Origin of the sequence: Clostridium sp. C2-6-12, assembly GCF_009928485.1 — a bacterium.
Lineage (GTDB): Bacteria > Bacillota > Clostridia > Clostridiales > Clostridiaceae > Clostridium.
In genome coordinates this window covers 1-12,509 of sequence record NZ_JAABNP010000069.1, presented here as the reverse complement: position 1 = coordinate 12,509, position 12,509 = coordinate 1, and the positions used below count along the sequence as shown (strand labels likewise).

The window sequence follows — 12,509 nt, the reverse complement described above, 5'->3', positions numbered from 1 at the left end:
GCGCCGATGGTACTGCACGGGTGACTGTGTGGCAGAGTAGGACGTTGCGAGGTAAAATAAAGATAGTCATAATGAAGACTATCTTTTTTATTTTATAAAATTATAAAAATTAAATTTCAATTATACTTTTTGTTAAAATTTACGAGTTATAAATCATAAAAAAATGATTTTTTACGATGAGGTTATATAAATAATAATAAAATTTAAAAAAAGTTTTTAGTATTATAATTTTATATTTATGAATATTTAGAAAAGAAAATCTATTATGATTTTCTTTTTTTTATACATTTATGTAAACAATTAATTTGTTTTCATTACTTAAAGAAAAATTTTATAATCCTTGATACTAATATGAATAATAAATTAAATTTAATACATTATTTGTGGATAAATATAGATTTTTAATTTTAAAAATATGAATTAGATTAATAAATTTTATGAAAAATATAGAAAAATAAGTGAAAAGTACTATAAAATTTGGTAAGATGTATATATAAGATTAAAAATTAAAATGTAAATATATAAATTTCAGATTATGAGAGGGATAGAAAAATGGATGGGGGTATGGTTTTATGCTAGATAAAAGCAAAGGTAGCAAAAATAGCAGTAAGAATATTAAAGATGTTGAACAAAATTCACCTGAAATAGAGGGGAAAAGTAGTAAAACAGGTGCTAGAAAAAGTGCTTCAACTAGTTTAAAAGAGAATGAAATAAAAACTAAAAACAGTGTGAGGAAGGTTGCTTCAAAGCCAAAGGAATTGAAAGAGTCAGAAAATAAAGAAGTTTTGCCTAAAACTATAGAAAAGCAAACTGATGTAAAAGTTGAAGTTAAAAATGAAGTAAAAAAAACAGAAAAGAAAACTACTGCAAAAAGAACGGCAACTAAAAATTCGACCAAGGCAGTGGCAAAACAAGGAAGTAGTATAAAAGAAAAAAATGATGAAGTAGCTAAAATAGAAAATAGTTCAAAAGTTATACAAATTGAAATGGCTGAAAAAGGTATAGAATCGGATAAAGAAAAATTAAGTGAAGTTGCTGAAAAAAAAGCTATTCCAACTAAAAAAGCGGCAACTGCAAGAAAAACAGCATCTAAGGCAGTAACGGCTGAAACTAATAACACAACAGAAACTAAAACAACAACTGCGAAAAAGAAAACAACAACAGCTAGAACAACAAAGCCTAAAGTATCAACAGAGAAAATAGAAACAAAAGCAAAATCTAAAGCAAAAACAGTAAAAGAAACTGTCAAAAAGGTTGTGGAAACCATGGATAAGAGTGAAATAACTAGTTTTAATACATTTTTATTTCATCAAGGTAAGAATTATGATGCTTATAATGTACTAGGATCACATATTAAGACAGAGGGACAAAAAAAAGGGGTGCAATTTGCAACTTGGGCACCAAATGCTAAAGATGTGTATGTTGTTGGTGATTTTAATGAATTTGAATTAGATGATAAATACAAACTTGAAAGAATTTCTGAAAATGGACTATGGAAGGGATTCTTTGAAAAAGTTAAACTTGGGGATAGATATAAGTATTGCATCATATCTAAGAATGGTGAAAAGGGTGACTTAAAAGCTGATCCATATGCAATACAAACTGAATTAAGACCTGACAGTGCTTCAATAGTATATGAACCTAAAGAATTTAAGTGGACTGATGAAAAATGGATTCAACATAGGAATAGTATAAATGTATTAGAAGAACCATTAAATATATATGAAGTACATTTAGGATCTTGGAGAACTACAGAAGATGGAGAATTTTTAACTTATGAAGAGATTGCTAAAAGGTTACCTAAGTATATAAAAGAAATGGGATATACTCATGTAGAAATTATGCCTCTTGTTGAGCATCCTTTAGATGCATCTTGGGGATATCAAGGAACAGGATATTATTCACCAACAAGCAGATATGGAAATATTGAAGGTTTAAAGAAATTAATAGATAAATTACATGAATTAAATATAGGAGTTATAATGGATTGGGCTCCAGGACACTTTTGTAAGGATTCTCATGGACTATATAAATTTGATGGAACACCAACATATGAATATCAAGAAGAGTGGAGAGCTGAAAATAGAGGCTGGGGAACTTGTAACTTTGACTTAGGAAGACCGGAAGTAAAGAGTTATTTGATCTCCAATGCATTATATTGGTTTAGGGAATTTCATATTGATGGATTAAGAGTAGATGCAGTATCTAGTATTTTATATTTGGATTATAGTAGATCTCATGGTGAATGGGTTCCAAATAAATATGGCGGAAACGGCAACTTGGAAGCTATAGATTTCTTAAAAGAATTAAATAAAGCTGTATTTGTAGAATATCCTACCGCACTTATGATAGCAGAAGAATCAACAGCGTGGCCTAATATAACAAAACCAACTAATCATGATGGTTTGGGATTTAATTTAAAATGGAATATGGGATGGATGAATGATACCTTAGAGTATATTCAAATAGATCCGATGTATAGAAGTCATAACCATAGAAATATAACATTTGCAATGATGTATAATTATGCAGAAAACTATTTGTTGCCTCTTTCACATGATGAAGTTGTTCACGGTAAAAAATCATTAATAAGCAAGATGTGGGGAGATGAATGGAATAGATTTGCAGGATTAAGAGCCTTTATGGGATATATGATGGGTCATCCAGGAAAGAAATTAACATTCATGGGGTGTGAATTTGCTCAACCAATAGAATGGAGAGAGTATGAAGAACTTGAATGGAATCTTATTAAGGATGTTGAAATTCACAAAAAAACACATTTATTTTTTAAAGAATTAAATCACTTATACTTAAATAATAGATCTTTATGGGAACTTGATCATGATTATAGAGGTTTTAATTGGATAGAAGCAGATAATAGTGAACAAAGTATATTAATTTTTAATAGAAGAAGTAGAAATGATGAAGATACATTAGTTTTTATTATTAATTTTACATCTACAGTATACTATGATTACAGAATTGGGGTGCCATTCTTAGGCGAATATAAAGAAATATTTAATACTGATGATGAAAGATATGGTGGTTCAGGACAAATAATGGGAGAGGTACTATTTGCTGAAAAAGTACAGTTCCAAGACCAACCATACTCTTTAAAAATAAAAGTGCCACCAATGGCTACATTAGTATTAAAGGTTAGTAAAATTGCTATGGAACAACAGGATGCGGTTGAAGAACAACCTGTTAAAGAAATAATGGAACTTAAGGAAAGTAGTAAATAATGTAATAAAAATCTTATTAACTATTCTTTTAAAGTTATAGTTAATAAGATTAAAGACATTGCTGATTAAGCTAAGGGGGATAAGGAATGAGAGTTTTATTTGTGGCATCAGAAGCGGGTCCGTTTATAAAAAGTGGAGGACTTGGAGATGTTGCCGGGGCATTACCAAAGGCTCTTGCACAAAAAAATGCAGATGTTAGAGTAGTAATCCCAAAATATAAGGAAATTAACTGGGAAGTAAGAGATAAACTAAGATTTGTTAAATGGTTTAATGTTAGAGTTGGCTGGAGAGAAGAATTTTGTGGTGTATGGGAATGCTTTTATAATGGAGTAACATACTATGCTTTAGACAATGAAAAATATTTTAACAGAGATGGATTATATGGTTTTTATGATGATGCAGAAAGATTTGCATTTTTTGATAGAGCTGTGTTAGATATGTTAAGACAAGTAGATTGGCAGCCAGATGTTATTCATTGTAATGATTGGCAAACTGGTATGATTCCTGTATTGTTGAAATTTGAATACAAAAGAAATGATATGTTTTATTGGAATATGAAGTGTATATATTCTATCCATAATATAGCTTTCCAAGGAGTATTTGATCCTAATATATTACCTGAGTTATTTGGATTTGATATGGAATTATATAATAATACCTGCTTAAAATTTGATTTGGGCGTAAGTTTTATGAAGGGCGGATTATATTATTCAGATATAATAACTACTGTTAGTGATACTTATGCGTATGAAATTCAAACGCCAGAATACGGCCATAGGCTAGATGAAGTATTAAGAATTAGATCTTATGCGTTAAGAGGAATTGTAAATGGAATAGATTATGATGAATTTAATCCTAAGACGGATAGATATATTTCAAAGAATTATGATGTAAATTCATTTAAAAATAAAGCTATAAATAAAACTGAATTACAAAGAGAACTGGGATTAACAGTTGATGAAAATATTCCTATGATAGGAATGGTAACTAGATTAACACATCAAAAAGGTATTGATTTATTGGTTGATATTTCAGACAGACTATTACAGCAAAATATTCAATTAGTTGTTTTAGGAACTGGAGATAAACATTATGAAGATCATTTTAAATGGTTAGATTATAGATACGGTAATAAGGTATCAGCGAATATTAGATTTGATAATGGATTAGCCAATAAGATATACGCGGCAAGTGATATGTTCCTTATGCCTTCACTTTTTGAACCATGTGGGCTAGGGCAATTGATAGCTCTTAGATATGGAACAATACCTATAGTTAGAGAAACTGGAGGGTTAAAAGATACAGTTGAAGCATACAATGAATATACTGGGTATGGCAATGGATTTAGCTTCAAAAATTATAGTTCTGAAGAGCTATATAATATAATACAATATGCTTTATGGATATATGAAAATAAAAAACACTGGAAGAGACTCATCAAACAAGCAATGAATTCGGATAACAGTTGGGAAAAATCAGCAAATATATATTTAAATATGTATAGAGAGTTAACTGGGATAGATTAAGACAATATGGTGAGGGGGTGTTTTAATGCTCGATATAGATAAGAAGACATTAAAAAAAGCTTATGTTAACAAGTTTTTAGAGATGCATGGAATCGAGTTAAAAGAGGGAAATAACCAACAAAAATATGATGCATTGGGGAGTTTAGTAAGGGATTATATTACTAGAACATGGCTAAAGACTAATAAAAAATACAATAAAACTGGAGAAAAACAAGTATATTATTTTTCAATGGAATTTTTATTAGGCAGATTGCTTGGAGATGCGTTATTAAATATAGGTATAAGGGAGGTATGCAAGGAAGCTTTAGCTGAATTAAATATAGATTTAGAAGATTTAGAAAGTCTTGAACAAGATCAGGGACTGGGTAATGGTGGTCTGGGAAGACTTGCAGCTTGTTTTTTAGATTCAATGGCATCTTTAAATATACCAGGAAATGGTTGTGGAATTAGATATAAATATGGATTTTTTGAACAAAAAATTATTGATGGGAAACAAGTAGAGGTATCGGATGATTGGCTAAAGTATGGTAATGTGTGGGAAAAGAGAAAGGCTGAAAAAGCTGAAATTGTAAAGTTTGGCGGGGAAATAAAAGTAAGTCAAATAAATGGACACTTAAACTTTACTCATCTTAATTTTGAGCCGGTTCTAGCTGTTCCATATGATACTCCAATTGTTGGATATGAAAATGAAATTGTTAATACTCTAAGATTATGGAGTGCAGAAGCAGTTTCAAATGAATTTGATTTTTCTTCTTTTAATAGAGGTGATTTGCTTAAAGCAATAGAATATAAAAATTCAGTTGAAGCAATTTCACAGGTTTTATATCCTGAAGATTCTTTTTATGAAGGAAAAATGCTTAGATTAAAACAACAATATTTCTTTGTTTCAGCTGGAGTTCAAAGTATTATAAGACATTTCAAGAAGCATGGAAAAGATATACAAATATTAAATGAAAAGGTAGCAATCCACATTAATGATACACATCCTACTCTTGCTATACCAGAGCTTATGAGAATATTGCTTGATGAAGAAGGTTTAGAATGGGAAGATGCTTGGAGAATAACAAGTAATACAGTATCTTATACAAATCATACTATTTTGGCAGAAGCTTTAGAAAAATGGCCAGTAGATATGTTTAAGAAATTGCTTCCAAGAATATATATGATTATTGAAGAAATAAATAGAAGATATTGTGAAGAAATTTGGCTTAAGTATCCAGGTAATTGGGAAAAGGTTAATAGAATGTCTATAATTGCAGATAACCAAGTTAGAATGGCTAACTTGGCTATTGTAGGAAGCTACAGTGTAAATGGAGTTGCTAAACTTCATACTGAAATATTAAAGAAAAAAGAAATGTCTGATTTTTACTACTTATATCCTAATAAGTTTAGTAATAAAACTAATGGAATAACTCATAGAAGATGGTTGTTAAAGAGTAATCCACATCTGACTAAATTATTAAAGGATACAATAGGAGATAGTTTTATAAGACACCCTATTGATTTGAAGAATTTTGAAAGACATTTAAATGATGAAGTTGTTTTAAGACAATTAGAAAAAATAAAGAAATTTAACAAAGAAAAGCTAGCTAGCATAATTTTAAAGAATGATAATATAATAGTAGACCCAAATTCAATATTTGATGTTCAAGTTAAGAGGATACATGCTTATAAAAGGCAGATGCTTAACTGCTTAAGAATAATGGATTTATATAATACATTGATAGATAATCCTAATTACGATATTGTTCCTAGAACTTTCATATTTGGAGGAAAAGCTGCTCCAGGATATTATTTAGCTAAAAGTACTATTGAATTAATTAATAGTGTTGCTAATAAAATAAATAATGATTCTAGAGTAAATGAGAAAATGAAAGTGATTTTTATTCAAAATTATAGAGTCTCATTAGCAGAGAATATTATTCCGGGGACTGATGTAAGTGAACAAATTTCTACAACAACCAAAGAAGCATCAGGAACATCAAATATGAAGTTTATGATGAATGGAGCTATTACAGTTGCAACATTAGATGGAGCCAATATTGAGATAAGGGACGAAGTAACAGATGATAATATAGTGATTTTTGGATTAACTGCAGATGAAGTGCTTAACTATTACCAAAATGGAGGCTATAGATCTATTGATATATATAATAGTGACAAAAGAGTAAAAAGAGTAATAGATGATTTGATAAATGGAAAATATCATAATGATAAAGATAGATTTAGAAGTATTTATGAAAATTTGATAACTTATAATGATGAATTCTTTGTTCTACAAGATTTCGATTCATACTTAAAAGCTCAAGATAAAATTGATACTCTTTATAGGGACTCTAATAAATGGCAAAGAATGTGTGGAATTAATATTGCACATTCGGGAATATTCTCATCTGACAGAACAATAGAAGAATATGCAACAGGGATTTGGGGATCTGAGGTAATTTACAAGAATCTATAGGAGGTTAATTTAATGGACGGGATACAGGCAATACATGATTCACAGAGCTTAGAATTTAGAAAACCATTTGGAGCAGTAGAAGTTGGGCAGAAGGTTAAGTTATCAATTAAAGTTGATAAGGAGATAGTAGTAGCAGTTCAATTAATATTGTTTGATGGTACTAAAATAAGCAAAGGAATGAAAAAAGAGTATTTGAACAGTGGTGAATTCAGATATTCTGTGGAAATCGATACATCAGAAACATTGGGTTTATTGGAATATTATTTTATTTTAATAGATGGATATGATAGATTGTATTACGGAAATAATGATGAACATTTGGGTGGTATCGGTCAAATATATAATTATAATCCTGTGCCGTATCAAGTGACAGTATATGAAAAATCTCATTTACCTGAATGGTATAAAGAGGGAGTAGTATACCAAATTCTTGTTGATAGATTTTGTAATGGTAATGAAAATAATGCTATAAATTCTCCCAAGGAAAACTCATTTATATATGGCAGGTGGGAAGATACTCCTATGTATATAAAAGATAACATGGGTAGGATTTTAAGATGGGACTTTTATGGTGGAAATATAAAAGGGATTATAAAGAAGTTAGATTATATAAAGTCTTTAGGTGCCAATATAATACAATTAAGTCCTGTATTTAAATCATCCAGCTGCCATAAATATGATACTGGAAATTATGAATTTATAGATGAAATGTTTGGTACAAATGATGAGTTTGAAGAATTTTGTGAGATTGCAAAAAGTAAAGGAATTAAAGTGATTTTAGAGGCTGTTTTCAGCTATACAAGTTCTGATAGTAAGTATTTTAATAAGTTGGGAAATTATGATGAAATTGGAGCATATAATTCACCTAATTGTAAATATTATAGCTGGTATAAATTTATAAAATATCCCTATCAGTATCAGTCCTGGTGGGGAATAAACGAGAGACCTAATATAAATGTAATGGAGAAAAGTTATATTGACTATATCATAAAAGATAAAAATTCTATTGTGAAGAAATGGATAGACTTAGGTGCCAGCGGATGGAGATTAAATGTAATTGATGAACTACCAGATGAATTTATTGAATTAATTAGATCAAGAATTCAGGAGATTGATAAAGAGGTTGTATTATTAGGTGATATTTGGGATGATGCATCTAATAAGGTGAGTTATTCTAAAAGGCGTAGGTATCTTCAAGGAAATGAAGTGCAGGCGGTTACCAATTATCCATTGAGAGAGAGCTTGATTAATTTCATAAAAGGATATATAACATCACATAGGCTTAAACAGAAAATCATGTCCTTATATGAAAATTACCCCAGGGAAAGTTTTTATGGAAATATAAATATTGCAGGAACCAATGATACTGAAAGGATTTTAACTGTTTTAGATGAAAATATAGAATTACTAAGATTGCTTGTAGTTATCCAATTCACCTTACCAGGAGTACCACTTATATATTATGGTGATGAAATTGGATTAAAAGGTGGAAAGGAACCTGATAATAGAAGAAGTTATCCATGGGGAAAGGAAAATAAAGATCTTATTGAATTTTACACAGAGATAGCAAAGATAAGAAATAATGAAAATGGTTTAAAAAAAGGGGATATAAATATCTATGAAACAGATTCAGATGTATTTGCATTTGAAAGAAATTATGATAATGAAAAAATAGTAGTTTTAGTTAATGTTTCAAAAGAGCAAAAATTAATTAAAGATATTAATTTGAGTGGATGTTATTTTAATTTGTTTAATATTAGTGAAAAATACAAGTTTGTAGGAAAAAGCAGTAATATATCTGTTTTACCGCGCAACTTTAAGATATTACGTAGGATTTAAAAGATTATTATGATTAAAACGTGGGAAATTGCGGAATATTTTTAGGATACATTCATATGGTATTTTTTTACATATAATAGTATAATATAGCTTGTAACAATAATTATATGGGAGTTTCTTAAATTAATCATAAAATGTAATAATTACTGATAATATAATATGCTTAACATATTAACATAAAATATTATGTTAAGCATATTATTAAATATATAAAACATAAAAACAAATTTTATCTAATGAGAACAAAAACATATGAGAGGAGATAATATTATGGGTAAAAATGAAATTGTAGCAATGATATTAGCTGGTGGACAAGGATCGAGATTAGGAATATTAACAAAGAAATTAGCAAAACCAGCAGTACCATTTGGAGGGAAATATAGAATTATAGATTTTCCATTAAGTAATTGTTCGAATTCTGGAATATATACAGTGGGGGTATTAACTCAATATAAACCATTGGAACTAAACGCACATATTGGTATAGGTGAAGCTTGGGATCTAGATAGAACACATGGTGGTGTAAGCATATTACCTCCTTATCAAGAAGAAAAGGGTGGAGAATGGTATAAAGGAACAGCAAATGCAATTTATCAAAATATAGAATTTGTTGATAGGTATGATCCTGAATACATTTTAATTCTTTCGGGAGATCATATTTATAAAATGGATTATACAAAGATGTTAGATTTTCATAAAGAAAGACAAGCAGAAGCTACTATTGCTGTAATTGAAGTTCCAATGGATGAGGCATCTAGATTTGGGATAATGAATACAAGAGAAGATTTATCAATATATGAATTTGAGGAAAAACCTAAGAGTCCTAAAAACAATTTGGCGTCTATGGGAATATATATTTTTAATTGGAAAACTCTTAAGAAGTATTTAAAAGAAGATGAAGCAGATAAGACATCAAAAAATGATTTTGGAATGAATATAATTCCAAGCATGCTTGGTGATGGAAATAGAATGGTTGCGTATCCATTCAAAGGATACTGGAAAGATGTAGGTACTATAGAAAGTTTATGGGAAGCAAATATGGATTTAATTAGGGAAGATAATGAACTTGACTTGGATGAAGAGGACTGGAAAATATATTCTGTAAACAAAGTAAGACCAGCACAATATATAGGAGAAAATGCAAAGGTATCTAATTCGCTTGTAGTTGAAGGTTGTGTTGTTAATGGCCAAGTTGAAAACTCAATATTATTCCAAGGAGTTCAAATAGGAAAAAATTCTGTTATTAGAGATTCAATAATAATGACAGATGCTAAAATAGGAGATAATGTAGTTATTGAAAAGGCAATAGTCGGAAATGGTGCTATTGTAAGAAAGGATTGTAAAATTTCTTTAGGAGATGAAATAGCTATTATAGGAGCAAAAGAAGAAGTGAAAATGGGTACAGTAATAGAAAATAGCAAGGCTGTTTAGGGAATCGCTGAGGGGGAGAAAGAGATGAAAAATTGTATTGGTATAATTAACTTAGATGAAAATGAAAATAGAATGGGTGAACTTGTGGTTAATAGATCAGTTGCTTCAATTCCAATAGCAGCTAGATATAGAGTTATAGATTTTGTTTTATCTAATATGACTAACTCTGGGATTGATTGTATAGGTATTTTTACTAAAAACAGATCAAGATCATTAATAGATCATTTAACAAATGGAAAGCCATGGGATTTAAATAGAAAAAAAGACGGATTAAAAGTTTTTAATTTTGGAAATGACGAGCCAGTTTATGACGATGTTCATAATTTTGCCGACAATATAGAATTTCTAAAGCGTAGTAGAAGAGAATATGTATTAATAGCACCAAGCTATATGATTTGTAATATAGACTATAATGAAGTATTAGAATATCATAAGAGTACTGGAAAAGATGTTACAATGATATACAAAAGAGTAAATAATGCGGATGAAGCTTTTGCTGATTGTGGAGTTGTAAATTTTGATGATTCTCAAACTGTAATAAGTGTAGGTGAAAATATAGGCAAAAATCCAAAAGCTAACATCAATATGGAAATGTATATATTGAAAACTGATTTGTTTGTAAATATTGTAAATGAATGCGTGAGCAGTGGAATGTATAGAAAAGTTAAAGAGTACATTCATAACAATTTAAATATTTTATCAGTTGGAGCTTATGAATTTAATGGGCATTTAGATTGTATAAACTCAATCAAGGCATTGTATGACAGTAATGTAGGATTATTAAACCGAAAGATAAATAAAGAAATTTTTAATGAAGAGAAGCCTATTTATACAAAAACTAAGGATGAAGCACCAACTCATTATGCAAAAGAAAGTAATGTTTTGAATTCAATAATAGCTAATGGATGCAAAATTGAAGGAACAGTTGAAAATTGTATAATAGGAAGAAGAGTATATGTAGGGAAAAATGCAAAACTTAAAGACTGCATTATTATGCAAAATAGTAAAATTGGCGATGAGGTAGTATTAGATAATGTAATTGCTGATAAAGGCAGTGAAATAAGAAATGGAGAAACTCTTATTGGTTCTGTTATGTATCCTTTAGTAATAAAAAAGAAAAAATAAGATTAGAAAATATATAATTTAAAATATTTTTGAGAAGAACAAATAATAAATTAGCATTTAACACTTTAATTTATTGTATTAAAAATATTTTGAACAAGATTTTCTAGAAATTATATATTGAGGAGTCTGGATGATTTTATTATAATGATACAATTATTCAAATTCCTCAATTAATTAGAGTTGTTTAAAGCAGAAGAAGCAAGATAAGCTTTTAATATATTTATATGTTATGTTTGAAAGGAGCTGAATTATCAGCCTGCTTAATATATAAGAACATGGTATTGAATATATTAACATATTATCTTGCTATTTTTGTTGAACAATGAAAAGTTTAATTTTAGATTTAGCTGTCTAATAAAGAGTATTATGTAAAGAGCAGAAAGTTTAATAATTATACTGATTTATTAGTTCTAACAGTATGAACTTATTATAACTAAGTTTGTTTATAGATAGTAATATTAAAACTTCTTAAAATAAATTAGTGAATTATACTGCAATTTATATGGATTTTGATTCATGTAGCTATTAATATGATGATAATATGATGAAAGTAAATGTTAATAAGGCTTTTTGTTATTATGTTTTACAGGAATTTTGAGACCATATATAGAGTTAGCTTAAAGTTTAATAGAAAATCTAATTTAAATATGTTGACATATTATATTTTAAATGTTAAGATAAAACACGTCATAAAGGCATGTAAACAACTGAAAGAAATCAAATAAAAACCTTTTTTGAAAAAGTTTGAAAGATTTGAAAAAAGTTGTTGACAAGATTCGAATCAAGTGATAAACTAAATAAGTCGCTTGAGGGTGACAACAAAAAACAAGAAGTTACAACGAAAGTTGTAGAAAGAAAATGGTCTTTGAAAATTGAACAGAATAA

At 28.8% G+C, this 12,509-nt stretch carries 6 protein-coding genes; all 6 read left to right on the top strand.

Features of this window, described 5'->3' with window-relative positions:
• The first annotated feature begins 572 nt into the window (after positions 1-572).
• The 6 genes from glgB (at position 573) to glgD (ending at position 11,624) form a co-directional block, all read left to right on the top strand.
• Positions 573-3,242: a 1,4-alpha-glucan branching protein GlgB gene (glgB, locus tag GXK56_RS26930; RefSeq protein WP_160693302.1), complete on the top strand. Its 2,670-nt coding sequence runs from the start codon at positions 573-575 to the stop codon at positions 3,240-3,242.
• Positions 3,243-3,328: 86 nt separating this feature from the next.
• The gene (gene glgA / locus GXK56_RS26925) at positions 3,329-4,768 is read left to right on the top strand and encodes a glycogen synthase GlgA (RefSeq protein ID WP_160693300.1); all 1,440 of its coding nucleotides are present in this window, start codon (positions 3,329-3,331) and stop codon (positions 4,766-4,768) included.
• Between the two features lie 25 nt (positions 4,769-4,793).
• The gene (locus GXK56_RS26920) at positions 4,794-7,229 is read left to right on the top strand and encodes a glycogen/starch/alpha-glucan phosphorylase (RefSeq protein WP_160693298.1); all 2,436 of its coding nucleotides are present in this window, start codon (positions 4,794-4,796) and stop codon (positions 7,227-7,229) included.
• 12 nt (positions 7,230-7,241) lie between these two features.
• Entirely contained in the window at positions 7,242-9,068 is a 1,827-nt protein-coding gene (locus GXK56_RS26915; protein ID WP_160693296.1) for a glycoside hydrolase family 13 protein, read from the top strand.
• A 270-nt stretch (positions 9,069-9,338) separates the two neighbouring features.
• A complete protein-coding gene (locus GXK56_RS26910; protein ID WP_160693294.1) occupies positions 9,339-10,499 on the top strand; it encodes a glucose-1-phosphate adenylyltransferase in 1,161 nt (386 codons plus the stop codon).
• Between the two features lie 24 nt (positions 10,500-10,523).
• Complete coding sequence (gene glgD / locus GXK56_RS26905; RefSeq protein WP_160693292.1) at positions 10,524-11,624, top strand: glucose-1-phosphate adenylyltransferase subunit GlgD; 1,101 nt, start codon at positions 10,524-10,526, stop codon at positions 11,622-11,624.
• Positions 11,625-12,509: the final 885 nt, after the last annotated feature.

Excerpts from the sequence above, each read along its gene's own strand:
- GXK56_RS26920 (WP_160693298.1), top strand. The coding sequence starts at position 4,794 with ATGCTCGATATAGATAAGAAGACATTAAAAAAAGCTTATGTTAACAAG.
- glgA (WP_160693300.1), top strand. The coding sequence starts at position 3,329 with ATGAGAGTTTTATTTGTGGCATCAGAAGCGGGTCCGTTTATAAAAAGT.
- GXK56_RS26915 (WP_160693296.1), top strand. The coding sequence starts at position 7,242 with ATGGACGGGATACAGGCAATACATGATTCACAGAGCTTAGAATTTAGA.
- glgD (WP_160693292.1), top strand. The coding sequence starts at position 10,524 with ATGAAAAATTGTATTGGTATAATTAACTTAGATGAAAATGAAAATAGA.
- glgB (WP_160693302.1), top strand. The coding sequence starts at position 573 with ATGCTAGATAAAAGCAAAGGTAGCAAAAATAGCAGTAAGAATATTAAA.
- GXK56_RS26910 (WP_160693294.1), top strand. The coding sequence starts at position 9,339 with ATGGGTAAAAATGAAATTGTAGCAATGATATTAGCTGGTGGACAAGGA.